This is a genomic window from Pseudomonadota bacterium (assembly GCA_016719885.1).
Classification (GTDB): domain Bacteria; phylum Pseudomonadota; class Gammaproteobacteria.
Genome location: JADJYF010000017.1, coordinates 67,093 through 92,944, shown reverse-complemented (window position 1 = coordinate 92,944; position 25,852 = coordinate 67,093). Strand labels below are relative to the sequence as shown.

Below are 25,852 nucleotides of genomic sequence, written 5' to 3'. Positions count from 1 at the left end.
CATGGCCGACAAAGTCTTCATCTCCCTGCAGAACAACGCCGAGGCGCAGCCCATCATCACCGCCATCCTCGCCGACAACCCGGCGGCGGTGCTCAACGAATCGCCGGGCATGGTCAAGATCGATTGCCCTTCGCGCCTCGTGATCCGGCGCGAGTCGGTCGAAGCGGCGCTGGGTCGCGAATTCGACCTGCAGGAAATCCACATCAATCTCATCTCCCTCGGCGGCAACATCGACGAGGACGACGACGAGTTCGTGTTGTACTGGCAGGCCTGAGCGGCCGCCGCGTCCACGTCACGCGCACACGGGAATAGATCATGGCCAAGAAGCTCGGACTCAAGGAACGCTACGCACTGCTGACGCGCGGCCTGGACTGGGAAACGACCTACCAGCCGATGGGCGCGGTGTTTCCTACGACCAGTACGAAGGCATCAAGATCAAGGACTGGGACGCGTGGGCCGATCCCTTCCGTCTGACCATGGATGCCTACTGGAAATACCAGTCGGAGAAGGAGCGCAAGCTCTACGCCATCCTCGACGCCTTCCAGCAGAACAACGGCCAGCTGAATATTTCCGACGCGCGCTACCTGTCGGCGGTGAAGCTGTGGCTGCAGGGCATCACGCCGCTGGAATACGCCGCCCATCGCGGCTTCGCCCATGCCGGGCGCGCGTTTCGCGGCGCCGGCGCGCGCATCGCCTGCCAGATGCAGTCCATCGATGAACTGCGTCACGCCCAGACCCAGCTGCACGCGTTCAGCCACTACAACAAGTTCTTCAACGGCTTTCACGGCTTCGCGCACATGCGCGATCGCGCCTGGTACCTGTCCATCCCCAAGAGCTTCTTCGAGGACGCGATGACGGCCGGCCCGTTCGAGTTCGTCACCTCGATCTCGTTTGCCTTCGAATACGTGCTGACCAACCTGCTGTTCATGCCCTTCGTGTCGGGCGCCGCCTATAACGGCGACATGGCCACCACCACTTTCGGTTTTTCGGCGCAGTCCGATGAATCGCGGCACATGACCCTCGGCCTCGAGGTGGTGAAGTTCATGCTGCAGCAGCACGAGGACAACGTGCCGATCGTGCAAGGCTGGCTGGATAAATGGTTCTGGCGCGGTTACCGGCTGCTGGGCCTGGTCGGCACCATGATGGACTACATGCTGCCGAAGAAGGTCATGTCATGGGCCGAGGCCTGGGGCATCTACTGGGAAGAGAACGGCGCGGCGCTGTTTCACGATCTCGGCCGCTACGGCATCCGCCTGCCCAGGCACCACGAAGTCGCGGCCAAGGAAAAGCAGCGTCTGACCCACGAGATGTGGACGGTGCTCTATCAATACGGCAATGCGCTCAGCCTGCATACCTGGGTGCCGGACGACGAGGAAATCGCCTGGCTCAGCGACAAATACGGCGCGACCTTCGACACGCTGTACAAACCGCGCCTCCTGTTCCTGCGTGAACGCGAACAGCGCGGCGAGCGTTATTACAACAATCGCCTGCCGATGGTGTGCCAGGTGTGCCAGATCCCGATGTTTCTACACCGAGCCTGACGATCCGCTGACCCAGAGCGTGCGCATCGTCGAGGCGGCCGGCACCCGGCACCATTGCTGTTCCGACGGCTGCGCCGACATCTTCAATCACGAGCCGATGAAATACGTGCAGGCGCTGATCCCGCCGCAGCAGATCTATCGCGGCGAGGCGGGCGGCGCGCGCGACATCTTCGAATACGCGGCCTGGCTGCATCTCGAACGCGATGTCGATACCGGCGAGTACCGCGGTTCGCCCGATCAGAAGAACTGGGACGCCTGGCAGGAAGCACACAAGACCAAGCCGGCCAACGCGGCGTGAGGGGGCATCGATGAGCACCCGGTATCTCGGCGAGCGCTACGAATATCTCTCGGAGAACCGCGTAGAACAGTACGGCGGCGACATCAACATCTACGTGCGTTGGGAAAAGCATTTGATGTTCGCCTGTCCGTCGGCCTACCGCGTAGCGACCGCGATGCGGCTCGGCGACTTCCTCGAACAGATGCTGAAGCCCGACTATGCCGCCCACCCCGACTGCGCGGCGCTGGACTTCGCGCGCTGCGCCTGGAAGCTCGACAAGGCGCCGTGGCAGCCCGACTTCGACAAGTCCATCGCCGACAACGGCGTCGGCCACATGAGCTATATCGAGTTTCACGCGCCCGGCCTCGACGGTCTCAACGGCCTCGGCTACTGAGCGCAGCGCCACGCCGTGGGCTACCAACTGACCATCGAGCCGCTCGGCGAGACGCTCGAAATCGAGGACGGCCAGACCATGCTCGATGGCGCGCTGCGCGCCGGCATCTACCTGCCCTATGCCTGCAATCACGGCCTGTGTGGCACCTGCAAGGTGACGGTGCTGGATGGCGAAGTGGAGCATCATCACGCCTCGTCGTTCGCGCTCATGGACGTCGAGCGCGACGAAGGCCGGGCGCTGGCCTGCTGCGCAACGCTGTGCTCGGACGTCACCATCGAGGCCGATGTCGATGAGGAGCCGGACGCCGAGCGCTTGGCGGTCGGCGACCATCGTGCGCGCGTGTCGCGCATCGAGGATCTCACGCCCACCGTCAAGCTCATCGGTCTCGCGCTCGAAGACGGCGCGCTGTCCTTCCAGGCCGGCCAGTACTTGAACCTCCATGTTCCCGGGCTGGACCAGCCGCGTGCGTTCTCGATTGCGAGCGCGCCGTCGGCGCGGCGCGACATCGAGTTGCACGTGCGCAGGCTCGAGGGCGGCGCCGGCACGACTTACCTGCACGAGCGCCTGCGTTGCGGCGACGAGCTCACCTTCACCGCGCCGCTCGGGCGGTTCTTCATCCGCAAGTCAGCGCCCGGGCCGGTCTTGCTGCTGGCCGGCGGCTCGGGCGTGTCGAGCCCGAAGTCGATGATTCTCGACCTGCTGGAGACCGGCGACCAACGCGCCATCACGCTCATCCATGGCGTGCGCAATCGCGGCGAGCTGTATGACCAGGCGCTGTTCGAAACGCTGGCGCAACACCATCCCCACTTTCGCTACGTGCCGGCGCTGTCCGATGGCACGCCCGACGATGGCTGGATGGGGGAGCGCGGTCACGTGCACGAAGTCGCCGAGCGCCTCTTCGACGCGCGCTTCGCCGGCCTGAAAGCCTATTTGTGCGGTCCGCCGCCGATGATCGACGCCTGCCTCACCAGCCTCATGCGCGGCCGCCTGTTCGAAGAACACATCTTCATGGAGCACTTCTTCACCGCTGCCGATGCCGCGACGCCGGCGCGCCGCAGCGCGCTGTTCAAGAAGTTCTAAACCGTGGGCACGGGCACGGAGTTCCTCATCACGCTGGCGGAAGACGGCGCATCCTTCCCGTGCAAGGACGGTCAGAACGTGCTGGCGGCCATGGAAAGGCTAGGCCGCCGCGGCATTCCGGTGGGCTGCCGTGGCGGCGGCTGCGGTATATGCCGCGTGCAGGTGGTGGACGGCACGCGCTATCGCACCCAGAAAATGAGCCGTGCCCAGGTCAGTGAAGAAGATCTCGCGGCCGGCATCTGCCTCGCCTGCAAACTGATTCCCGAGGGCGATCTCACCGTGCGCGCCCTCGGCCTCCTGCGCCGCTACGGCGGCTAGGCGCGGCGCGCGGCTTGCGCGGCGCGCTACGCGCTGGCAGCGGCGGCAGCCTTGCCGCGACTTCCACTACCGTCTCGCGCAGCCAGCGATGGGTCGCATCGTCGTCGTATTGCGGATGCCAATAGAGCTCGAGCTCGAGATCCGGGTAGGCGATCGGCGGTGTGACGAGTTTGAGCGGCACGCGCTCGGCCATGAAGCGCGCAAGGCGCTCCTGCATCACCGCCACGCCACGGGTCTCGGCGACGATCAGCGGAATGGCCATGTAGTGGGGCGTCAGCACGCGGTTGCGGTAACGCACGTTCAGCGCATCGAGGTGCAGGGTCTCGTGGCTGTACTGGCGCTTGGGTTCGATGGTGTAGCCGACCTGCGGCAGGCGGCGGAAGTGCTCGAAGTCCATCCCTTCGTGAACCTCGGCGTTGTCGCGCGCGGCGACACACACGTAGCGATCACGAAACAGCGGCGCCGAACGCAGCGCGGCCGCGTCGATCGCGCCCGACGGCACGATGAAGAACTCCATCTCGGCCGCGCGGCGGCGCTCCAGCATCCGCGGGTTCACATCGACGAAGAACAGCGTGAGATTGGGCGCCTCGTCCTCCAGGCGCCGCATGAGCTGACCGCCGAGCAGCCAGTCGATGTAGTCGGCGGTGGCGATGGTGAAGTCGCGCTGCGCGAGGCGCGGCTCATCGACGCCGGACTCCAGCGTCTCGTGCACCTGCTTGATGATGGCGCGGATGCGCGGCGCGAGCTGTTCGGCGCGCGCTGTAGGCTGCATGGCGCGACCGCTCCAGCGAAACAAGGGATCGTCGAAGGCCTGGCGCAGCCGTTCGAGCGCGAGGCTGACGGCGGACTGCGTGCGCGACAGGCGTCGCGCGGCGACGCTGACGCTGCGCTCGGTCCACAGCACGTCGAACACGCGCAGCAGGTTCAGATCGAGGTTGCGCAGGGTGGTGGCCATGGCGCTTGCCTGTGCATGAATGAGTTTCGATGATACTAGATATTGAAAGTATCAAATTGAACAATTTCATGGCTTCCTTAAGCTGCTCCTCACCACGACGTTCGCGAGGGGAGACGCATGAACACACGAGTCCAATCCATCACCGCCGTGCCTACGGGCGATGAACTGCGGCGCCGCGCCCATGCGCTGGTGCCGGTGCTGCGCGAGCGCGCCGCCGACTGCGAACGCCAGGCCAGCGTGCCGGCCGCGACCATCGAAGCGTTCGAGGGCGCCGGCTTCTTCCGCATCCTGCAGCCCGCCCTCTACGGCGGCTACGAGATGTGGCCGACCGAGTTTTTCGAAGTGGTCACCATCCTCGCCCGCGGCTGCCCGTCCAGCGCCTGGGTGCTGTCGGTGCTCGGCATCCACAACTGGGAGGCGGGCCTCATCGACCCGGCGGTCGCGCAAGCCCTGTGGCGTGACGACCCCGAGGTGCGCTTCTCGTCCTCCTATGCGCCTTTCGGCAAGGCGCGCCGCGTGTCCGGCGGTTATCGCCTGGAAGGGCGCTGGCCGTGGTCCAGCGGCTGCGACCACGCGACCTGGGTGATCCTCGGCTGCGACGCCGAACAGGACGACGGCTCGTTCAACCGCGTGGCCTGCATGGTGCCGCGCGATGGCTACGAGATAGACGACTCGTCCTGGCGCTCGGCCGGCATGAGCGGCACCGGCAGCAAGGATATCGTGGTGCGCGACGCTTTCGTCCCGGCGCGCCACGTGCACAACATCCAGCGCGCCATCGAACTCAACGAACCCGGCACGCGCAGCTTCACCGCCGACACCTACAAGCTGTCCTTCGGTGTGTGTTTCGCCTACTCGCTGGCGAGCGTCGCGCTCGGCATCGGCGAGGCGGCGATCGCCGACTACCTGCCCTACATGCGCAAACGCTGCGCCGCCTACGACGGCAGCCGCTTCCAGGACGACCCGGTGGTGCAGCGCACGCTCGCCGAGGCACATTCGATGGTCGACAGCGCGCGGCTCAAGTACGAGCGCGACTTTCGCGAAATGGCCACGTTCGTCGCGCGCGGCGAGGCGGTGCCGCTGGAGCGGCGCATCTTCTACAAGTGGAACTCGGCGGCCGTCGCGCGCCTGTGCCGCGACGCGGTGAATCTCCTGATGCCGAGCTGCGGCGGCTCGGCGTTCAATCTCGCCAACCCCATGCAGCGCTATTTCCGCGACATCAACTGCGTTGCCCAGCACCTCTATCTCAGCTTCGACCGCGGCGCGTGCAACTACGGCATGCACCTGCTCAGCGGCAGTAACAAAGACGTGATGGTTTGAAGGGGCGGCCACCATGACACTCAAAGTGGGATAGCTGGGATTCGAAGTCTCCGATCTCGCGGCCTGGGAGCGCTTTGCCGGCCTGGTGGGCCTAGCTGGCGCCCATCATGGCGACGTGACCTGCCTCCTGGTCGACGACGCCTGGCAGGTCGTCGAGTGCGACAACTTGAGCCTGTGGGCACCAGCGCGCCGCGGCCTGAATGGGCCACGGCCCTGGCGCGCAGACCATGAACGGTGCTGGCGGTCTTCGAATCCGCCACCAGCCCGCTAGGTCGCACCGCCTGTTTTGATTATCCTTGCCCGACACAGCGCGCCCCGAATCCCGGGCTGCGAGCAACAGGGGAGACGCGTGCCATGTCATTCACGGGAGTCTTGCGGCCCGGCCATTGCGCCATCCGGGTCATGGAAATGGGCCCGGCGCTGACGCATTACATCGATCGCCTCGGCATGCTCAAGACCGGCGAGGACGCCCAGGGCCGGGTGTATCTCAAGGGCTGGGACGAACACGATGCGTTTTCCATCGTGCTGCGCGAGGCCGATGCGCCGGGGCTCGACTATCTCGGCTTCAAGGTGCTTTCCAACCAGGACCTCGACCGCCTCGAACTCGCGCTGCGCAATCATGGCTGCGCGGTCGAGCGCATACCCGCCGGCGAACTCAGCGGCTGCGGCCATCGCGTGCGTTTCCAGATCCCGACCGGCCACATGCTCGAGCTCTACGCGGACAAGGACTACGTCGGCACGCTGACCGGCAACCACAATCCCCATCCCTGGCCCGAAGGCTTGAAGGGCATGAAAGTGTGCCGCTTCGATCACTGCCTCTTGTACGGGCCGAATCTCGCCGACACCGCCGACCTGTTCATGAACGTGCTCGGTTTCAGTCTTTCCGAGCGCGTCGTCACGCCCGATGCGAAGATGATCGGCGCCTTCTTCACCTGTTCCAACAAGGCCCATGACATCGCTTTCATCGAGCATGCCGAACCCGGCAAGCTGCACCATGCATCGTTTCTCCTGAATACCTGGGAAGAAGTGCTGAACGCCGCCGATCTGATGAGCATGCACGACATTCCGATAGACATCGGCCCGACCCGCCACGGCATCACGCGCGGCCGCACCATCTATTTCTTCGACCCGTCGGGCAACCGCAACGAAGTGTTCTGCGGCGACTACACCTGGTATCCGGATCGCGAGCCCATCACCTGGGAGACCGAGCAGCTCGGCCGCGCGATCTTCTACCACGACCGCAAGCTCAACGAGAATTTCCTGGGCGTGGTGACCTGAGATGGCCGCACAAACGGAATTGAAGAACTTCATCAACGGCGAATTCGTCGCGGGCGCCGCGCAGTTCGATGATTTCGATCCGACCACCGGCCGCGTGCATGCGCGCGTGCACGAAGCCGACGAGGCGGCGGTCGATCGCGCGGTGCGCGCCGCGCGCGCGGCGATGAGCGGCCCGTGGGGGCGCATGAGCATCGCCGAGCGCAGCGAGCTGTTGTTCAAGGTCGCCGATCGCATCAACGAGCGCTTCGATGAATTCCTCGCCGCCGAATGTCTCGATACCGGCAAGCCGTTCTCGCTGGCGCGTCATATCGACATCCCGCGCGGCGCGGCCAACTTCAAGGTGTTCGCCGACATCATCCGCAACGTGCCGACCGAATGCTTCCGCATGGAAACACCGGACGGCGCCGGCGCGCTCAACTACGGCGTGCGCGTGCCCAAGGGCGTGATCGCGGTCATCTGTCCGTGGAACCTGCCGCTGTTGCTGATGACCTGGAAAGTCGGGCCGGCGCTGGCCTGTGGCAACACGGTGGTGGTCAAACCTTCGGAGGAGACGCCCTATACCGCGACCCTGCTCGGCGAGGTCATGAACGAAGTCGGCGTGCCGCCCGGCGTATACAACGTGGTGAACGGCTTCGGCGGCGATTCGACCGGCGAGTTCCTGACGCGCCATGCCATGGTCGACGCCATCACCTTCACCGGCGAAACCATCACCGGCACCGCCATCATGAAGAACGCCGCGGTCGGCGTGCGCGATGTCTCGTTCGAACTCGGCGGCAAGAACGCCGGCGTGGTATTCGCCGATTGCGACTTCGACGCTGCGCTCGACGGCATCGCGCGCTCGACCTTCGCCAACTGCGGCCAGGTGTGTCTCGGCACCGAGCGCGTGTACGTCCAGCGACCGATCTTCGAGCGCTTCGTCGAGGCGCTGGCGGCGCGCGCCAAGGCTCTGAAACCCGGCTTGCCCGCCGATGCCGCCACCGGTATAGGCCCGATGGTGAGCCGCCAGCAGCGTGACAAGGTGCTGGGCTATTACCAGCGCGCCAAGGCGCTGGGCGCCAACATCGTCACCGGCGGCGGCGTGCCCGCCATGCCGGAGGCCTACGCCAACGGTTACTGGATCGAGCCCACGCTGTGGACCGGTCTGCCGGAAGACTCCCCCATCATCCGCGAAGAAATCTTCGGCCCCTGCGCGCACCTCAGGCCTTTCGACGACGAGGACGAAGTCATCGCACTCGCCAACGACACGCCCTATGGCCTGTGCACCACGGTGTGGACGCAAGGTGCGGCGCGCGCGCACCGCGTGGCGGAGAAGATCGACGTTGGCATCACCTGGGTGAACTGTTGGTTCCTGCGCGACCTGCGCACCTCCTTCGGTGGTGCCAAGCATTCCGGCATCGGCCGCGAAGGCGGCGTGCATTCGCTGGAGTTCTACACCGAGTTGCGCAACGTCTGTTTGAAACTTTGACGCGCGAGCGCGCCAACCCACGGAACCTTCGACCCATGGATCAAAAGCAAATCACGGCCTTTGGCGACGCCCTGTTCGACGCCATGACCACTCGCACCACCATCGCGCCGCTCACCACCCAGGCGCCCGACATCAGCATCGATGATGCCTACCTCATTTCGCGGCGCTTCCTCGAGCGGCGCCTCGCCACCGGCGAGCGCGTGGTGGGCACCAAGATCGGCGTGACCAGCAAGGCGGTCATGACCATGTTGAACGTGCACCAGCCGGATTTCGGCTACCTCACCGACAGCATGATGTTCGCGACCGGCTCGGAAGTGCCGGCCAGCCAGACCTTGATCGCACCGCGCGCCGAAGGCGAGATTGCCTTCATCCTGAAAAAGGATCTGTGCGGCCCCGGTGTCACCAATGCCGACGTCATCCGCGCCACCGATTTCGTCATGCCGTGCTTTGAAATCGTCGACTCGCGCATCACCGACTGGAAGATCAAGATCCAGGACACCGTCGCTGACAATGCGTCCTGCGGCGTGGTGGTGCTGGGCGACAAGGCGGTGCGTCCGACCGCCGTCGACCTGTCGACCTGCGGCATCGTCGTCAGCTTGAACGGCGAGATCGTCTCGACCGGCGCCGGCGCCGCGGCGCTGGGTTCGCCGGTCAACTGCATCGCGTGGCTGGCCAACACGCTGGGCGCGCGCGGCGTCACGCTGAAAGCCGGCGAAGTGATCCTGTCCGGCTCGTTGGTGCCGCTGCAGCCGGTCAAGCCCGGCGACAACATGCACATGGCCATCGGCGGTATCGGCCAGTGCTCGGTTCGATTTACCTGACATACGTTCCGTCGCGAAATAGAAAAGGAATCCTCATGCCCATCAACGCAGCCCTGATCGGTTCCGGCAACATCGGCACCGATCTCATGATCAAGGCGCTACGCAGCAAGCTCATCAACCCGGTGTGGATGGTCGGCATCGACGCCTATTCCGACGGCTTGAAGAAGGCGCGCAACGCCGGCCTCAAAGTGACGAGCGAGGGCATCGAAGGCCTTCTGCCGCATCTCGAGGAAGACAACATCCAGATTGCCTTCGATGCGACCTCGGCCTACGTGCACGCCGCCAACGCCAAACCACTGATGGCGCGCGGCGTGCTGGTCATCGACCTGACGCCGGCCGCCATCGGTCCTTACTGCGTGCCGCCGGTAAACCTGCGCGAGCATGTCGGCAAGATGGAAATGAACGTCAACATGGTGACCTGTGGTGGCCAGGCGACGATTCCGATGGTGGCGGCGGTGTCGCGCGTGCAAAAAGTCGACTACGCCGAGATCGTCGCGACCGTCGCGAGCCGCTCGGCGGGCCCGGGCACGCGCAAGAACATCGATGAATTCACGCGCACCACCGCTGGCGCGGTCGAACAGGTCGGCGGCGCCACGCGCGGCAAGGCCATCATCATCCTCAACCCCGCCGAGCCGCCGCTGATCATGCGCGACACCGTGCATTGCCTGACCGCCGATACGCCGGACGAGGCCGCCATCACCGCCTCGGTGCACGCGATGATCGCGGAGGTGCAGAAATACGTGCCTGGCTATCGCCTGAAGAACGGCCCGGTATTCGACGGCAAGCGTGTCTCCATCTATCTCGAAGTGGAAGGCCTCGGCGATTACCTGCCGAACTACGCCGGCAATCTCGACATCATGACCGCGGCGGCCTTGCGCACCGCCGAGATGTTTGCCGAGGAGATCCAGGACGGCAGCCTGCAATTGACCGCCGTCAACGCCTGAGGCACGGAGGAACAGAAATGAATCTCAAAGGAAGAAAAGTCGTCCTGCACGACATGACGCTGCGCGACGGCATGCATCCCAAGCGCCACCAGATCTCGCTCGAGCAGATGATCAACGTCGCCAGCGCCCTCGATGCCGCCGGCGTGCCGCTCATCGAAGTGACGCACGGCGACGGCCTCGGCGGCGCATCCATCAACTATGGTTTCCCGGCCCACCAGGACGACGAGTACCTGAAAGCCGTGGTGCCGCACATGAAGCAGGCGCGCATCTCGGCGCTGCTGATCCCCGGCATCGGCACGGTCGAGCACCTGCACATGGCCAAGGATTGCGGTGTCGGCACCATCCGCGTCGCCACCCATTGCACCGAGGCCGACGTCTCCGAACAGCACATCGCGCGCTCGCGCGAGCTCGGCCTCGACACCGTCGGCTTTCTCATGATGGCGCACATGGTGTCGCCGGAAGAACTGCTGGTGCAGGCCAAGCTCATGGAGAGCTATGGCGCCAACATCGTCTATTGCACCGACTCGGCCGGCTACATGCTGCCGGAGGATGTCACCGCGCGCATCGGCAAGCTGCGCCAGGGCCTGCGGCCCGAGACCGAGGTCGGTTTTCACGGCCACCACAATCTCGCCATGGGCGTGGCCAATTCACTGGCGGCGGTGGAAGCGGGCGCGGCGCGTATCGATGGCTCGGTGGCGGGGCTCGGCGCGGGCGCCGGCAACACGCCGCTCGAAGTGTTCAACGCGGTGCTGGCGCGCATGGGCGCCGAGACCGGCGTCGACGTCTACAAGCTCACCGACGTCGCCGAAGATCTCGTGGTGCCGATGATGGACCACCCGATACGCGTCGACCGGGATTCCTTGATCCTCGGCTATGCCGGCGTCTATTCCTCCTTCCTGCTGCACGCCAAGCGCGCCGCCGCCAAGCACGGCGTGCCGTCGGCCGAGATCCTGGTCGAACTCGGCAAGCGCAAGACCATCGGTGGCCAGGAAGACATGATTGAAGACGTGGCGCTCAACCTGCGCGCCGCACGCGCGAGGACCGCACCATGACCTTGGACAAGACCACCATCGCGGCGCTGGCCGCGCGCCTCGAAGCGGCGGAACACCAGCGTGCGCCGCTGACCAAGATCACCGACGAGTATCCGAACCTCGACTGGGATGACGCCTATGCCATCCAGGACGCGATTCGCGCCTCCAAGCTTGGCGCCGGCGTGCGCATCGCCGGCCTGAAATGCGGACTCACTTCGCAGGCCAAGATGAAGCAGATGAACGTCACCGAGCCGGTGTTCGGGTTCCTGTGTGACTACGGCGCCTATGCCGATGGCGGCGACGTGCCGTTCGACAAGTTCATCGCACCGCGCATCGAGGCCGAGGTGGCGTTCGTCACCCACACCGAGCTGTCCGGCCCCGGTTGTCACATCGCCCAGGTGCTGGCCGCCACCGAGTTCGTGATGCCGGCCGTCGAGATCCTCGATTCGCGCTACCGCGATTTCAAATTCGATCTGATCAGCGTGGTGGCCGACAACACCTCGGCGGCAGGTTTCGTGACCGGTGGTCGCGCGCGGTGTGTGGATGAACTCGACCTGCCGACCCTGGGCCTGGTGGTGGAGAAGAACGGCCGCATCGTCGAACTGGCGGCCGCCGCCGCGGTGCTGGGACATCCGGCGGCCTCGGTTGCCATGCTCGCCAACAACCTCGCGCGCCGCGGCCAGGTGATCCCGGCCGGCAGCTTCATCATGACCGGCGGCATCACCGCCGCGATCGGCATCGAACGCGGCGATGCGATCAGCGTGCGTTTCCAGGATCTGGGGTCAATCTCGTTGCGGTTTGTTTAGGCGCGATCGCCTTGAAGCGTCAGACTGAAGTCTGACCCACAATCATGCCGCCACCGACCTGTGGGTCAGACTTCAGTCTGACATTCATCGCGTAGCGGGGCAGAGGTGAAAAAAAGAGGGCGCCATCGGCGCCCTCCTGTCCCTACGGCCTTCTGTGTCGAAGGCTCCCCTGGTCGTGATCGTGCTTGCCGTCAACGCAGATCGGCGTTCTCCAGCATGAATTCCAGCAGCTCTTCCGCCACCGCCAGCGGGTCCAGCGTGGCGTTCCAGTCGTACTCGCAGCCATAGACGAACTCGATGCCGTCGATGTGGCGGTGGCGCACATGACAGGCGATGCGCCGTACGCCGTCGCGTCCCGGCAGACGCAGAGTCAGCGACAGTTCGTCGTGCTGGCTCAGGTACTGGTTGGCGCCGGCGTTGATCCTGAGGCTGATGCCGACATTGGAAAGATTGCGCACGGCCACCGGGTATACGCGCAGGCTGCGATCCGACGCTTCGGCGGGCGTGACTTCGGCTTCGAGGTTGATACCCGCCGCCGGCACGATGCCGCGCTGCAGGGTGCGGCGATTGAACAAGGCGAAATGTTGATTGCTGTGCATGGGCATGTCCGCATGGGCACCTTCGAAGGCCAGGTGCACGGTCTGCGCGCGATCGCTGTCGCGGAGCGAAACGATACGGGCGAGCATGTGATTCTTGTACCGGTAGCGCGGCGAGTGCAGCGCCAGCGCGACCTGCGCGCCGGGCATGAGGGCCGTCTCGCTGGCTGCGGCCCGGGCCAGCCGCACGCACACTCCGCCGAAGGCCACGTCATGCACCACCGCCATCACGAGCTGGCGATGCGTGTTCAGAATCGCGATATCGAGCGGGTTCTCCGCGTCGGCGACCACGCGATAGGCCGCGCGGCGGTTGCTCTGGTCGAGGGTGGAGGCGTACGCCATGCTGTCGGTTCGGGTGTTCATCGCTCTGATGCTCGAATTCTATTGCCGCGCACCGCCGGGGAAGCTAAAACCCCACACACAAATGGCCGGGAATCGGTTATAGATTGTTAAATCGCCATGAGCGGCGCGAGTCGTTCAGGCCGCGGTGGCGATTCGAGCGGCTCGACATCCCTGCGCGGCGCGAGAGGCAAGGTGGACACATGAACAGCACAGCGCGGCTCGCCGCCATACACTCGCTCGATCATTTCGCGCTGCGCGTGCCGGACTTGAACGTCGCCGCGTCCTTTTACGAGGCCTTTGGCCTCTCCGTCGCGCGCGTCGGTGAAGTGTTGACCTTGAAGTGCGCCGGCAGCGGTCATGTGTGGGGGCGTGTCGTGACCGGTGCGAGCAAGGGCCTGGCGTGGTTGTCCTTCGGCTGTTCCGATACCGATTACCGTGGACTGTTACGGCAGCTCGAGGCCTGCGGCGCGCAGCGTCAGGACGGGCCGCGCGAAGCCGAGTCGGGCGGCAGCTGGTACACCGATGTCGACGGCAACCTGCTGCAGGTCAAGGTCGGCCCCAAGGTCTCGCCCGGCGCGCGTCGCACGGCGGTGGCCAATGTCGTCGAGCGCGCGCGGGCCGTCGAGCCGGGGCGCCGCGTCGCGCCGCGCGTGCGGCCGACGCGACTGTCCCACGTGCTGCTGTTTTCCCACGATGTGCCGCGACAGACCGCCTTCTACGCCGACGCGCTGGGCCTCGGCGTGAGCGATACCTCGCTCGACCTGCTGGCGTTCCTGCATGGTCAGCACGGCTCGGATCACCACCTGCTGGCCTTCGCCAAGTCAGCGCGGCGCGGCTTTCATCACGTCGCGTGGGAAGTGCCGGGCATGGAGGAATGCGGCCTCGGCGGCATGCAGATGCGCGACGCCGGCTATCGCCACGGCTGGGGCGTCGGCCGTCACGGTGTCGGCTCCAATCATTTTCAATACGTGCGCGATCCTTGGGGCTCGTACTGCGAGTACTCCGCCAACATCGACTTCATCGCGGCCGGCAGCGCCTGGCAGAGCGCGCAACACGACCCGCTCGACGCCCTGTGCTACTGGGGGCCGGATCTGCCGCAGGCATTTCTCGAAAACGACGAAGCGCAGGACTGATCCGATGTGGCGGGGGCGGCGCCAGGCGCGCCTGCCTGTACTCGTTCACCGGCCGCCAGCACAATAGCCCGCGTGCGACCGCAGCCCGGCGCGCCGTCATCATCACCGCCAGGGGAGAGCAAGGTGTGAAAGACTTTACCGTCGAGAATCTGACCGAAGAAGTGATCAAGGCCTACAGCGCGAATACCGCCTCGCCACGCATGCGCGAGATTTTCGCCTCGCTCATCACGCACCTGCACGGCTTCGTCAAGGATGTGCAGCTGACCGAGCCCGAATGGTTCGCCGCCATCCAGTTCCTCACCGACACCGGCAAGAAGTGCGACGACAAGCGCCAGGAATTCATCCTGTTGTCCGACACCCTGGGGGTGTCCATGCTGGTCGACGCCATCAACCATCCCAAGGGCGGCGCCGGCACCGAGTCGACGGTGCTCGGCCCGTTCTTCGTGCCGGGTTCACCGGACCTGCCCCACGGCGCGGATATCCGTCGTCGCCATCTCGACGCCGCCGAAACCTGCCTCGTCACCGGCAAGGTCACCGATCAGAACGGCAAGGCCCTGGCCGGCGCCACGCTCGAAGTGTGGCAGACCGCCGCCAATGGCTTTTACGACGTGCAGGACGCGAGCGCGCCGGAATGGAACCTGCGCGGGCGCTTCACCACCAATGCCGAAGGCGAATACGCGCTGGTCACCGAAAAGCCGGTGTCCTACCCGGTGCCTACCGATGGCCCGGTCGGCCGCATGCTCGACGCCGCCGGTCGCCACGCGTTCCGTCCCGCGCACCTGCATTTCATGGTCAAGGCCGAGGGCTGCGAGCCCTTGATCACCCACGTGTTCGTCAAGGGTGATCCTTACCTCGATTCCGACGCGGTGTTTGCCACCAAGGAAAGCCTGGTCGGCGATTTCACGACTTGCGGTGACGTCGCCGAAGCGGCGCGTTACGGCATCACCGCGCCCTATAGCCGTCTGCGCTTCGATTTCGGCCTGATGCGCATGTAGGTGCGAATTCATTCGCGCATTCAGGGGCGCGGTCTCGACCGAATGTCAGGCTGAAGCCTGACCCACAGGAAGATCGCTTGGCCCAATTGTGGGTCAGGCTTCAGCCTGACATTAAAACCAGGTTCGCCATCCGTCGGTAAGGCTCGAATGTGCGAATGAATTCGCACCTACAAGGCATCGCGTGCCGCGAACATGCCGGCCAGCTCCACGCCCAGCACCGTCAACCAGGTCGCGATCGCGATGCCGGCCGCGGCGGCGGCAATATCCTTGATGACTTTGATCTTCTCGTTGTGCCGCGCCTCGACGAAATCACACAGCGCCTCGATGGCGCTGTTGAAGATCTCGGCCACCAGCATGAAGGCGGTGGCGACCAGGATGAGCAGGAAATCGAGGGTCCCACGCGCGACGAACGCGGCCACCAGCACCAGCGCCGACAACACCAGCTTGTAAGTCACCGACAGGTCGTAGACCACCGCGTAGCGCAGGCCGGAAAAAATCGTGCGCAGTTTGCGTAGCGGGTTGTAGCCCGGTGTGCCGGTGCCGAGGAACTTGTTTCTCATGGACGTTCGCCAACGGCGTCGAAAGCCAGGCGCAGCGCCACCACCCACAGCGCGCCGGCCGTCACCGCGAACAGCACGTCGCTTGGGTAATGCACCTGCAGATACAGGCGCGATGCGCTCACCACCGCCACCGCGAGGGTCAGTGCGACCAGGCTTGCGGGCCGCGCCCGCGAGCCCGGGCGCAGCAGCCAGGCACAGGCGAGAGCGGTCACCTGCGCGGCATGGGCGCTCGGAAAGCTGTTGTCGGCGGGCAAGGCGATCAAGGGTTCGAACAGCCCCGGTCGCGGCCGCTCGACGACCAGCTTGGCGATGTGCACCAGCGCCCAGGTGCTGAGCAAGGCCAGCGGCACGAAACTGCGTCGCCACGCTGAGGCGGCGCGCTCGCGCGCCGCCGCCAACAGCGCGAGGGGCATCAGCATGTACATCGAACCGCCCCAGGTCAGCGTGGCGAACAGCAGGTCGAGGCCGGGGGTGCGCCACGCGTGCATGGCCGTCAGCACCGCGTTGTCGAAGGCCAGGGCGCGACAGTGAGGGCCGCCGCACACCATCAGCGCGCCCACTTTCAACAGCGCCAGGCTCGTCAGCGCGACGAGCGCGGCGCGTCTGGCGCGACCGGCCGGCGTCATGCGACCGAGCGCGTGGCGGCGGGTGCGGCGCTGCGCCGCAGTGACAGCACCACCGAGACCGCGATGATCATTGCCACCACGCCCAGCGAGACCGCCACCGGGATCTTGTAGACCTCGAGCAGCAGCATCTTCACGCCGATGAACATCAAGACCAGCGCCAGGCCGTACTTCAAGAGCGTGAAGCGACTCGCCATGTCGGCCAGCAGGAAATACATCGCGCGCAGACCGAGGATTGCGAACACGTTGGAGGTCAGCACGATGAAGGGATCGGTGGTGATGGCGAAGATGGCCGGAATCGAATCGACCGCGAAGATGACGTCGGACGCTTCCACCAGCACCAGCACCAGGAACATCGGCGTCGCATAGCGCACCCACTTGCCGCCTTCCTCGCGCATCACGAAAAAGCGTTCACCCTCCAGGCCGTCGGTGATCTTCATGTGGCCACGCATCCATTTCAGCAGCGGGTTGTTGGCGAGATCCGGCGCATGGTCGGCAAACAGCCACATCTTGATGCCGGTCACGAGCAGGAAGGCGCCGAACACGTAGAGCAGCCAGTGGAACTTCGCGATCAGCCACACGCCCGCGAAGATCATCACGGTGCGCAGCACGATGGCGCCCAGCACGCCGAACAACAGCACGCGCTTCTGCAAGTCCAGCGGCACGGCGAAGAACGAGAACAGCATCAGCCACACGAACACGTTGTCGACGGCGAGAGATTTTTCGATGAGATAGCCGGTGATGAATTCCACCGACTTGGCGTTGGCGACCTCGCGGCCGACGGTACCGTCGAGATACCACCACAGGCCGCCGGCGAAGGCCAGCGACAGCACCACCCAAACAACCGACCAGGTGGCGGCCTCCTTGACGCTGACGCGATGCTCGCGGCCACCGCCGACCATGAACAGGTCGACCGCCAGCATCACCAGCACCACCACCGTGAAGGTCACCCACATCGAAGTCGTGCCCACGCTTTCCATGACAGCCACCCGTAATGATTGATGCGGGGCAGTATAGGCAGCGTGGCTTGTATGCCTTAGTCGAATATAAAGACAAGACTGTTCGGCTTTGCCGAATCAGGCGGGCGCCGCGACGCGGCTAGATCTTGATGTGAGCCCAGCGCTGGCCGTGCCAATAGCCGGCGAAGATCAGCGCCTGCAGGCAGCGCGACAGCACCTGCAGCGCCCACAGCGCGGTCAGACCCATGCCCAGCACCGGGCCGACCATGTAGGCCGCCGGCAGGAACAGCAGCCATTGATTGGCAATGGTGGTCAGCATCACGCGCCGCGTGTCGCCGGCGCCGAGCAGCGAGTTCTGCAGGATGGTACCGACAGCCTCGAACACCATGCTCAGGCCGACCAGCCGCAGCGGCCACAGCGCCACCTCGAGGGTTTCGCGATTGAGGCGGTAGATGCTGTTCAGCACCGCTTCCGGCGCCAGCACCATGGGCAGGCCGATCACCGACATCGCCAGCAGGGCCACGCGTACCACGTCCCACGCCCAACGCGCTGCGTCGTGCGGGTCGCCGCGGCCCAGCGCCTGGCCGACCAGGGTCGCGGCCGCGAGGCCAAAGCCCATGCCCGGCAGGTAGGCGACCAGCATCAGATTCATGAGCACGTTGGCGGCCGCCACTTCGGCGGTGCCGACCTTGCCGATGATCCAGAACAGGGCCAGGAAGCCGGCCGAGAAGAACATCTGCTGCACGCCGTTCGGCAGCGACAACTGCACCAGGCGCTTGATGTCCGCACGCGCCGGCAGGCGTTGCAGGAAGCCATGGCCGCGCGCCCAGCGCATGCCCAGCCAGAAATAGATGGCGGTGCCGAAGCCGAGCGCGATCACCGAGGCATAGGCGGCGCCGCGCACGCCCAGCGCCGGCGCGCCGAAGTGACCGAAGATCAGGTGGTCATGTACAGGCGCGTCAGGTCGACCGCGTTCCAATAGCCGCGAAAGGAGAAATTCATGGCCACGAAGATGATGCCGGCCGAGCGGATCTGCAGATAGGGCACGCCCAGCGCGATCACTTCCGGATCGTGATTGATGTAGGGATACAGATGCGGAATGAGCTGGTACAGCGCTACGCTCAGCAGCGGCGCGACCAGCGCGATGATGATGAGGGCGGCGTTGAGGAAATGGCCGGTCTCGTCGAGTCGGCCCTGGCCCTTGCGTCGCGCCGCCGAGGCCTGCACGCCGGTCGAGAGGCCGAGGATGATCGATTGCGCGAGGAACAGCGCGAAGCCGCCGTAGCCGACCGCCGCCAGCGCGGCGTCGCTGTTGGGCAGACGGCTGACCATGGCGGTGTCCACCAGGTTGAGGACATTCTGCGACACCATGCCGGCGATCACCGGCATGGCGAGGTTCATGATCCGTTGTAGCCGTTCTTTGGCGGGCAAGGACAAGGGCGCTGCTTTCGGGCTTCGGGTTGAGAGCGCGCCACCCGCGCCCGGCGCCGGCATTCTACATGAGCCACGCGCCGGCCGGCGGGCCTGCGCCAAATTCGAACACCCGGCCTGCCGCCGCCGCCGCCGTGGCGCAAGCATTGATGTGGATCAAGCCTCCCGCCGCCGCCCTCCGTGAGCATCCCCTGCACGCGCCGCGCGCGCGGTGACGATTTTCTTCAACGCAGGGGCAAGCCCCGGGGAGTGCAGCATGAAAGTTGGCGCATTTTATTTGCCGTCCATCGGTAGCTTTGCCGATATCCAGAAAGGCATGGCCGGGCGCCGTACCGACCTCTACCAGAACATGCTCGGCGAGCTGTCCGAGCAGATCTGCTACATGGACGAACACGGTTACTACGGCGTCGGCTTCACCGAGCATCACTTCCATATCGAAGGCGAGGAAGTGTCGACCAACCCGATCATGCTCGACCTCTACTTCGGCATGCAGACCAAGCGCATCAATGTCGGCCAGCTCGGCCTGGTGCTGCCTTCGCACAACCCGCTGCGCATCGCCGAAGACGTGGCAATGCTCGACCAGATGACCAAGGGCCGTGCCTTCGCCGGTTTCGCGCGCGGTTACCAGCCGCGCTGGGTGAACGTGCTCGGCCAGCAGATCCGTGGTCTCGACGGCGCCTTCAGCGAAGAATCCTACGAGGCGCTGAAGAAGGATCTCTATTACGATCATTTCGAGATCATCAAGAAGTGCTGGCAGAAGGACGCCTTCTCGCACCACAGCCCGCATTGGCAGATCCCGGCGCCCAACACCAAGTGGGCCGCGGCGCACGTCACCCGCAACTACGGCACCGGCATCGACGACAACGACATGCTGACCGAAATCGGCACCGTGCCGGCCACCTACAACAAGCGCATGCCCGACCTGTTCCAGCCGTTCAGCGTGTCGGAGTCCTCGATCCGCTGGGCGATGGAAAACAACTGCGTGCCGGTCACCATCCTCACCCATCCCGAGGTCGCGCTGTCGCAGTTCCGTGCCGCGCAGGACGCCGCCAACAAGGCCGGCAAGAACTACAAGCTCGGCGAGAAGATTGGCCTCGTGCGTGAAGTGATCGTGGCCGACACCGATGCCGAGGCCGAGGCCATCGCGCGCCAGGCGGGTTCCATCATCTGGTGCAACTTCTTCGCGCCTTTCGGCTTCAACGCGGCGGTCGCCAATCCCGGCGAAGGCGCGTTCGACGTGCCGAACAACTTCGAGACCATGGCCGAGCGCGGGCTCGTGATCTACGGCAGCCCCGACACCGTCAAGCGCAAGCTCGCGGACCTGTTCGAGAAGCTGCCGGCCGAGTATTTCTGGATGTTCACCTACAACGGCCTCATCCCGCAGAAGCAGATGATGCGCCACCTCGAACTCGTCACCACCAAGGTGCTGCCGGAGTTCTGTGACGGCGTGAAATAAACGCAAGACGCTTTCCCCGCTGACTCCCCTTTGCGCCCCGGTCGTCATCAAGGCCGGGGCGCCCTTTGTCACACGCCGCGCCTGGTCTAGAGCTGGTCTCAGAGTTATTCGCGCGCGCCGGCAGCCATTTTCGCGCAGTCCTAGGCGCGAGGAGCGTGGTTTTGCACCGCTAAATGAGCGACGAGCAACGACGGAATGCGTGAAAATGGCTGCCGGCCCTCCGGGTTGCCCAGCGAAAAACGCCCTGGCCGCGTTGCGGCGCTTGGAAATAGAACCACTATTCCCCGCGCACCGCGCCTTGCCATGACGCTTTTCGCGGCGCAACGCGCACGTGAATAATTCTGAGACCAGCTCTAAACTGCGGTCGTTCACACCATCATCGTTCAGCCACTTTCAGCGCCCGCGCGGCGCACCAGGGGAGACCATGCCTAAGATCACCGGAACGCCCGAGGACCGCGAACAGATCCGCGAACTCTACGCCCGCTACGCCATCACCATCGACAACGAGCGCTTCGAGGACTGGGTGCAGTGCTTCACTCCCGATGGCACGTTCGACAGCCCCATCTTTGGTCAATTTCCCGGCCACGAAAAGCTGCGCGAGTTTTCGCAGTCCTACTACCGTTCATGGGAAGGCGGCAAAGTGCGGCACATGATGGTCAATGTCAGTTTCGACATCGACGGCGATACCGCCACCGGCTTTTGCAACCTGATTTATTTCTCGCTCAAGGGCGGCAAGACCGAGCTGACCGCGGTCGGCGGCTACAACGACAAGCTGCGCAAGGACAACGGCGAGTGGCGCTTCACCTACCGCAAGGTGCACATCGATCACTGAAGATGGGCGAGTGATACTGCCGGTGCGAATTCATTCGCACATTGCTGGCGTTGCACGGCGCCTCGTTACGGTTACAAGGTGCGAATGAATTCGCACCTACGGATCTTTCTTTCCCAATAACCCCGCCAGCGCCGCGAACGGCTGGTGAGTGGCGACATTCGTGCCGCCCGCCGCGCCTTTGGTCGGCCCCAGCTGTTCGAGCAGGCGTGCGTGCTCGTTGTCGTGGCAATACAGGCACAGCAACTCCCAGTTGCTGCCGTCGGCGGGATTGTTGTCGTGATTGTGATCGCGATGATGCACCGTCAGTTCAGCCAGATTGGCGCGCGTGAATTCGCGCGCGCAACGGCCGCATATCCACGGATAGAGCTTCAAGGCCTGCTCGCGATAGCCGCGCGCGCGTTCTTCGCTCGCGCGGCGTGCCTCGGCCACCACCTTGTCGAGTTTGCCCTCGTCCAGGGGCCCGCGCTGCCTGGCCATCAGGCGTCGAGCTCGGCGATGTTGCGACCGCCAGCGTGGCGCAAACGCACTTTGCGCCCAACCTGGTTCTCACCGCCGAAGGCCGCGAAACTCGCGGCGCTGCCGTCGGTGTTGGCGACGAAACGCAGGCCCGCGTCGGTGCGGCCGTAGAGCAGGGCGCGCGCCGGCTGCTGCTCGCGATCGTAGATGACGGTGTAGGTCTCGATGGTGCCGGCGCCGCTCGCCTGGTCGGCGATGGCGACCGGCGCCGCGCCGGCTTCGGGATGGGCTTCGTCTTCCAGGTCATGAGCGCTGACATCCACGCCGTTGGGCGTCACGCCATAGAGGCCGACCGCGTACTTGTGCATGAACCAGCCGAGCGCGGTGGTCATGCCGCTGCGGTAACGGCCAGCCGCCAGCGCTTCGGCCATGGTCGCGACGCCGTGCAAGGCGTAGTTGCTGCCCGGGCCGCCGAAGAAGCCGAGGCCGCCGGTCAGGGTCAGGGGGCGTGGGTCGCCGTCGTCGAGGCCGAGCGTATTGCGCGCGACGCTCACCGCGCACGGAAAGCAGCTGTACAGGTCGAAGCATTCCACGTCGTCGGCGCCGAGCCCTGCGCGTCGCTGCGCCTTGTCGGCCGCCTGCTCGAGCGCCGGGCTGCGCGTGTAGCGCTCCTTCTGCACCATGAAGCGCTGCCTGTCCTTGGCAAAGCCGCCGCCGAGAAAGTACACCGGCATGCCGGCGCCGCCGCGCATCGCGGCCGCGCGCTCGGCGGTGGTGAGAATGATGGCGGCGCCGATGTCGGCCATCACCAGCGACACCATGCGCTTGGTGTAGGGCAGGGCGATGGGGCGATTGTCGGGGCCGGGCGTGGTGATGTCGCTGGCGCTGAGCGGTGTGCGCGTCCAGGCATTGGGGTGACGCGCCGCCGCTGCGCTGAAACCCGCCCACATCGCGCCGACCTTGGCCAGCCACGCGTCGCGCTTCAAGCCCGACTGCGCCCACAGCGCGACCTCGAACAGCGGAAAGCCGTGGATGGGCAGGGACAGGCCATGGCGCATCTCGAGTTCGTTGCTGCCGACCGCGTCCTCTTCGCCATAGTCGGCGGGGATGCCCTGGATCAAGGCCTGCTCGCCGCGCACCGCCTCGGCGCTGCGCGGGTAATAGGTTTCGGCGCCGACCAACAGCACGGTGTCGGCTTCGCCGCGTGCCAGGAGGCCGGCCGCGCGGTTGACGTACTGCTGCGGTACCTGGCCCCCGATGCCGGACAACTCGATGCGGCGCGGCTGGATGCCGAGACGTCGCGCCAGCTCCTCGCCCGGCCGGTCCGGCACGCGGCTCTGCGGACGCACCACCAGGATAGTGTCGATGGCGCTCAAGGCGCCGATGCCGGCCTGCGCGGCGGCGTCGCGCGCGGCGCGCTCCATCATGTCGATGGGCTCCATGTAGGGCGGCGTGGCCTCTTTGCGCTGCGTGACCTGGCCCCAGCCGGTAATCATGATGGCGGACGTCATGGATGATGCTCTCAAAGTGCGGGTTGCAGGTCTTCGACGCGTTTGGCCAGGTTGTCCAGCCACACCACGCGCACATCGTCGAGGGCGACCTTGGCGTCGAGTTCCAGCTGCGCGAACGACTGGCCGCGCTGCGCGCGCTCGATTTCGGTCAACTCGAGACCCGCGTGGCCGTGGTAATAGACATAGCCGGTGTGGGCCAGCGCGATTTCGTGGCCGCCGGTATCGCGCAGGCGGGCGGTGACCGAGCCGAGCGGGTTGCGGGCTTCGAACCGGGCCGGCGCGGCGCCGCGCACGAACAGCACCATGCGCACGCCCGCGCCGCGCGCGATCATGGCCTGGCGCAGTTCCACGCGCTGGTGTCCGACGCCGACATCGAAGGGCGCGATCGGCAGACCGTCGGGATGCAAAGGCAGCGCGCCGGCGATGGCGAAACAGAACACGAGGACGTTCATCGAGTGCGTTCCTGATGGCCTTTGCATCGAGTATACGGGAAGCGCCGTGGCGGCGGCCGTCGCGCGCCGCGCGCGAGTTCCGCCCTCGCCCCGGCGCGGTTACTCTATGGCCTGGGGTCGGCGCGCGGTGCGCCGGCACACGCTGCGGCGAGGCCGGCGCATCATGCGCCGGGCTTAGCGCGACGGGACAGACGACTCACCATGACAGACACCACGCGTCGTAGTCCGCGACGCTCTCTCGAGGCGGTCGCCGAGGCGCTGGGACAGTGGCTGGCCACGCGTCCCGGCTACGCCGGCGCGGTCGTGCAGGGCCTCGCGCGCCCCCAGGGCGCCGGTCTTTCCAATGAAACCTACCTGTTCGACTGCCAGCTCGGTCGTCGCCGCGAAGCCCTGGTGCTGCAGGTCGGCCCGGCCAGCGGCGGACTGTTCCGCGATTACGACCTCGGCGTCATGGCGCGCGTGCAGCAACGCGTGGCGGAAACCTCGTCGGTGCCGGTCGCGCGGGTGCGCTGGTACGAGCCCGACCCCGCCGTGCTCGGTTCGCCGTTCTACGTCATGGACCGCGTCAGCGGCCAGGTGCCGTCGGACAATCCCTCCTACCACAGTGGCGGCTGGCTGGCCGAATTGCCCGCCGCCGCGCAGGCCGAATGCTGGTATTCGGGCATCGCCGCGATGGTGGCCTTGCACAGCCTCGAGCCTCTCGCCGATGGATTCGAATTCCTGGTCGATGCGCCATGGGGCATGGCGCTCGATGCCGATCCGCCCTTGCGCCGCATCGAGCAATGGCGTGACTTCATGCACTGGGGCGCGAGCCGGCCCCTGCCGCAGCTCGAAGACGCCCTCGATCGACTGCGTGACTGTCGTCCGCCCGCCGTGCGGCCACGCGTACATTGGGGCGACGCCAAGATCAGCAACTGCGTGATCGAGAACAACGCGGTGCGCGCGCTGCTCGACTGGGAACTGTGCGGCCTGTCGGATCCGCAGGAGGACCTCGCCTTCTGGCTGCTGCTCGACTATGCGCAGTGGCGCTCGCTGGGCCTGCGACGGCTGCCGCACCTGCCGTCGCCGCAGGCGAGCGTGGTGTATTACGCGGCGCTGGCCGGGCAGCCGCAGAATCACGTGCTGTGGTGGTTCAAGTTCGGCCTGGTGCGCCTGGCCATCATCTATCATCGTTTCTTCGAACGTCGCATCGAAGCCGGGCGGCTCGCCGCCCACGAAGACCTGGCCGCACTGAACCCGATGTGCGCGCTGTTGCCCGAAGTACTCGCCTTGGAACAATTGCCATGACCCGCACCGCCACCGCCATGCACCCGGACGATGAATTCCATCCGCCGCTGGACGGCGATCACGAGCGCACCGAAACCTGCTGGTTCACGTTCACGGTGCCCGAGCATCGCATTTCAGGCCAGCTCTATCCGTTCTTCCGCCCCAACCAGAAAGTCATGGCCGGCGGCGTGTATTTCTGGGACGAGCACGGCGACCAGCACTGGAACTGCCTGTACGCGAAAAATTTCTGGCATTTGCCGCTGCCCGGGCAACCGCTCTCGAACATCGTGTGCCCGAACGGCATACGCATTCGCTGCCTGGAGCCGCTGACGCGCTACGAGGTTGGCTACAGCGACCCGGACGGCAATGACGAGATTGAAGTGCAGCTCACCTTCACCGCCATTGCCAAGCCCCATTACCTCGGCAAGGGCCATCTCGACCAGCCGGGTCGCTACCAGGGTCGTATCGTGCTGCACGGTCGCGAGTATCCAGTCGATTCCTTCGGCTTTCGCGATCGCTCCTGGGGTCAGCGCTCACAGTTCGGGCGCGGCCTGGTGCCGAAGGGGCCGACGCGCGGCGGCTATACCTACGCCACGGCGTCGGCCAACGATGCCTTCCACACCATCACCGCCTGGCGCGGCGGACACTTCGAGTCCTACCACGGGTATCTCATACGCGACGGCGAGTGGTCCAAGCTCGCCAGCGGTCGCCGCGAAGTGCTGGAGCGCGACAAGGCGACCGGCTACCCGACGCGCGTGCGCTTCACGGGGGTCGACGAGTTGGGTCGCAAGCTCAACGCCGAAGGTCGCTGCCTGAACAAGCTCGGCGTGCCCCTGAATCCCAACATGCTGTCGATCAACTGCCTGACGGAATGGGAGTTCGATGGCGTGTCGGGCTATGGTGAGGATCACGAGAACTGGACGCCGGCCGAGGGCCGCAAGTTCTTTCGGGAGTTCCTGGGGTATTCGAAATAGGTACGGGCGGCGCGAATGAGACTTCGCACCTTGCCAATG

Annotated in this window: 27 protein-coding genes and 1 pseudogene; 18 read left to right on the top strand and 10 right to left on the bottom strand. The window is 65.5% G+C overall.

The window, feature by feature from the left end; translation table 11 throughout:
• The first annotated feature begins 1 nt into the window (after window position 1).
• The 5 genes and pseudogenes from IPM80_17965 (at window position 2) to IPM80_17945 (ending at window position 3,610) form a co-directional block, all read left to right on the top strand.
• The gene (locus IPM80_17965) at window positions 2–274 is read left to right on the top strand and encodes an MmoB/DmpM family protein (protein MBK8960242.1); all 273 of its coding nucleotides are present in this window, start codon (window positions 2–4) and stop codon (window positions 272–274) included.
• Between the two features lie 41 nt (window positions 275–315).
• Window positions 316–1,839, top strand: a pseudogene (locus tag IPM80_17960) (phenol 2-monooxygenase).
• Window positions 1,840–1,849: 10 nt separating this feature from the next.
• Entirely contained in the window at window positions 1,850–2,212 is a 363-nt protein-coding gene (locus IPM80_17955) for a phenol hydroxylase (protein ID MBK8960241.1), read from the top strand.
• Window positions 2,213–2,227: 15 nt separating this feature from the next.
• On the top strand, window positions 2,228–3,292 hold the full coding sequence (locus IPM80_17950) for a 2Fe-2S iron-sulfur cluster binding domain-containing protein (protein ID MBK8960240.1): 1,065 nt from the start codon (window positions 2,228–2,230) through the stop codon (window positions 3,290–3,292).
• Between the two features lie 3 nt (window positions 3,293–3,295).
• Complete coding sequence (locus IPM80_17945) at window positions 3,296–3,610, top strand: 2Fe-2S iron-sulfur cluster binding domain-containing protein (protein ID MBK8960239.1); 315 nt, start codon at window positions 3,296–3,298, stop codon at window positions 3,608–3,610.
• Here the strand turns inward: IPM80_17945 and IPM80_17940 are convergent.
• Complete coding sequence (locus IPM80_17940; protein MBK8960238.1) at window positions 3,567–4,565, bottom strand: LysR family transcriptional regulator; 999 nt, start codon at window positions 4,563–4,565, stop codon at window positions 3,567–3,569. The genes IPM80_17945 and IPM80_17940 overlap by 44 nt on opposite strands.
• A gap of 117 nt (window positions 4,566–4,682) precedes the next feature.
• Between IPM80_17940 and IPM80_17935 the strand changes: the two genes are divergently transcribed.
• From IPM80_17935 to dmpH, 7 genes are all read left to right on the top strand, one after another.
• Entirely contained in the window at window positions 4,683–5,882 is a 1,200-nt protein-coding gene (locus IPM80_17935; protein MBK8960237.1) for a flavin-dependent monooxygenase, read from the top strand.
• A 354-nt stretch (window positions 5,883–6,236) separates the two neighbouring features.
• A complete protein-coding gene (locus IPM80_17930; protein MBK8960236.1) occupies window positions 6,237–7,160 on the top strand; it encodes a catechol 2,3-dioxygenase in 924 nt (307 codons plus the stop codon).
• Window position 7,161: 1 nt separating this feature from the next.
• Window positions 7,162–8,625: a 2-hydroxymuconic semialdehyde dehydrogenase gene (locus IPM80_17925; GenBank protein ID MBK8960235.1), complete on the top strand. Its 1,464-nt coding sequence runs from the start codon at window positions 7,162–7,164 to the stop codon at window positions 8,623–8,625.
• A 35-nt stretch (window positions 8,626–8,660) separates the two neighbouring features.
• Entirely contained in the window at window positions 8,661–9,446 is a 786-nt protein-coding gene (dmpE, locus tag IPM80_17920) for a 2-oxopent-4-enoate hydratase (GenBank protein MBK8960234.1), read from the top strand.
• 29 nt (window positions 9,447–9,475) lie between these two features.
• Window positions 9,476–10,390 (top strand): acetaldehyde dehydrogenase (acetylating), encoded by a 915-nt coding sequence (locus IPM80_17915; GenBank protein ID MBK8960233.1) that lies wholly within the window; start codon window positions 9,476–9,478, stop codon window positions 10,388–10,390.
• Window positions 10,391–10,407: 17 nt separating this feature from the next.
• Window positions 10,408–11,442 (top strand): 4-hydroxy-2-oxovalerate aldolase, encoded by a 1,035-nt coding sequence (gene dmpG / locus IPM80_17910; GenBank protein MBK8960232.1) that lies wholly within the window; start codon window positions 10,408–10,410, stop codon window positions 11,440–11,442.
• The gene (gene dmpH / locus IPM80_17905) at window positions 11,439–12,227 is read left to right on the top strand and encodes a 2-oxo-3-hexenedioate decarboxylase (GenBank protein ID MBK8960231.1); all 789 of its coding nucleotides are present in this window, start codon (window positions 11,439–11,441) and stop codon (window positions 12,225–12,227) included. Before dmpG ends, dmpH begins: the two co-directional genes overlap by 4 nt.
• A 191-nt stretch (window positions 12,228–12,418) precedes the next feature.
• On the opposite strand, the gene IPM80_17900 is transcribed toward dmpH, so the two are convergent.
• On the bottom strand, window positions 12,419–13,165 hold the full coding sequence (locus IPM80_17900) for a PilZ domain-containing protein (GenBank protein ID MBK8960230.1): 747 nt from the start codon (window positions 13,163–13,165) through the stop codon (window positions 12,419–12,421).
• Window positions 13,166–13,365: 200 nt separating this feature from the next.
• Here IPM80_17900 and IPM80_17895 point away from each other — a divergent pair, with 200 nt between their 5' ends.
• Window positions 13,366–14,298 carry a VOC family protein gene (locus tag IPM80_17895; GenBank protein ID MBK8960229.1) on the top strand — a complete coding sequence of 311 codons (933 nt, stop codon included), beginning with the start codon at window positions 13,366–13,368 and terminating at the stop codon, window positions 14,296–14,298.
• A gap of 200 nt (window positions 14,299–14,498) precedes the next feature.
• Window positions 14,499–15,293, top strand: a complete 795-nt coding sequence (locus tag IPM80_17890; GenBank protein ID MBK8960228.1) for a 6-chlorohydroxyquinol-1,2-dioxygenase — start codon at window positions 14,499–14,501, stop codon at window positions 15,291–15,293.
• Between the two features lie 167 nt (window positions 15,294–15,460).
• Here IPM80_17890 and IPM80_17885 read toward each other — a convergent pair whose 3' ends face one another.
• From IPM80_17885 to IPM80_17865, 5 genes are all read right to left on the bottom strand, one after another.
• Complete coding sequence (locus tag IPM80_17885; GenBank protein MBK8960227.1) at window positions 15,461–15,853, bottom strand: diacylglycerol kinase; 393 nt, start codon at window positions 15,851–15,853, stop codon at window positions 15,461–15,463.
• Window positions 15,850–16,479 (bottom strand): phosphatase PAP2 family protein, encoded by a 630-nt coding sequence (locus IPM80_17880; GenBank protein ID MBK8960226.1) that lies wholly within the window; start codon window positions 16,477–16,479, stop codon window positions 15,850–15,852. Before IPM80_17880 ends, IPM80_17885 begins: the two co-directional genes overlap by 4 nt.
• Window positions 16,476–17,456, bottom strand: coding sequence for a TerC family protein (locus IPM80_17875; GenBank protein ID MBK8960225.1), 981 nt, complete (start codon window positions 17,454–17,456; stop codon window positions 16,476–16,478). The genes IPM80_17880 and IPM80_17875 overlap by 4 nt, the downstream gene beginning before the upstream one ends.
• Before the next feature lie 118 nt (window positions 17,457–17,574).
• A complete protein-coding gene (locus IPM80_17870) occupies window positions 17,575–18,339 on the bottom strand; it encodes a hypothetical protein (protein ID MBK8960224.1) in 765 nt (254 codons plus the stop codon).
• A 32-nt stretch (window positions 18,340–18,371) separates the two neighbouring features.
• A complete protein-coding gene (locus IPM80_17865) occupies window positions 18,372–18,836 on the bottom strand; it encodes a hypothetical protein (GenBank protein ID MBK8960223.1) in 465 nt (154 codons plus the stop codon).
• A gap of 286 nt (window positions 18,837–19,122) precedes the next feature.
• Between IPM80_17865 and IPM80_17860 the strand changes: the two genes are divergently transcribed.
• Together IPM80_17860 and IPM80_17855 are read left to right on the top strand one after the other, a co-directional pair.
• Window positions 19,123–20,322, top strand: coding sequence for an LLM class flavin-dependent oxidoreductase (locus IPM80_17860; protein MBK8960222.1), 1,200 nt, complete (start codon window positions 19,123–19,125; stop codon window positions 20,320–20,322).
• 424 nt (window positions 20,323–20,746) lie between these two features.
• A complete protein-coding gene (locus IPM80_17855) occupies window positions 20,747–21,154 on the top strand; it encodes a nuclear transport factor 2 family protein (GenBank protein MBK8960221.1) in 408 nt (135 codons plus the stop codon).
• A gap of 96 nt (window positions 21,155–21,250) precedes the next feature.
• Here the strand turns inward: IPM80_17855 and IPM80_17850 are convergent, their stop codons facing one another.
• The 3 genes from IPM80_17850 to IPM80_17840 are packed head-to-tail and all read right to left on the bottom strand — an operon-like array spanning window position 21,251 to window position 23,573.
• On the bottom strand, window positions 21,251–21,631 hold the full coding sequence (locus IPM80_17850) for an HNH nuclease family protein (protein MBK8960220.1): 381 nt from the start codon (window positions 21,629–21,631) through the stop codon (window positions 21,251–21,253).
• Window positions 21,631–23,121, bottom strand: coding sequence for a hypothetical protein (locus tag IPM80_17845; protein MBK8960219.1), 1,491 nt, complete (start codon window positions 23,119–23,121; stop codon window positions 21,631–21,633). Before IPM80_17845 ends, IPM80_17850 begins: the two co-directional genes overlap by 1 nt.
• A gap of 11 nt (window positions 23,122–23,132) precedes the next feature.
• The gene (locus IPM80_17840) at window positions 23,133–23,573 is read right to left on the bottom strand and encodes a hypothetical protein (protein ID MBK8960218.1); all 441 of its coding nucleotides are present in this window, start codon (window positions 23,571–23,573) and stop codon (window positions 23,133–23,135) included.
• Window positions 23,574–23,774: 201 nt separating this feature from the next.
• Between IPM80_17840 and IPM80_17835 the strand changes: the two genes are divergently transcribed.
• Window positions 23,775–24,860: a phosphotransferase family protein gene (locus tag IPM80_17835; GenBank protein ID MBK8960217.1), complete on the top strand. Its 1,086-nt coding sequence runs from the start codon at window positions 23,775–23,777 to the stop codon at window positions 24,858–24,860.
• Entirely contained in the window at window positions 24,857–25,813 is a 957-nt protein-coding gene (locus tag IPM80_17830) for a hypothetical protein (protein ID MBK8960216.1), read from the top strand. Before IPM80_17835 ends, IPM80_17830 begins: the two co-directional genes overlap by 4 nt.
• The last annotated feature ends 39 nt before the right edge of the window (window positions 25,814–25,852 follow it).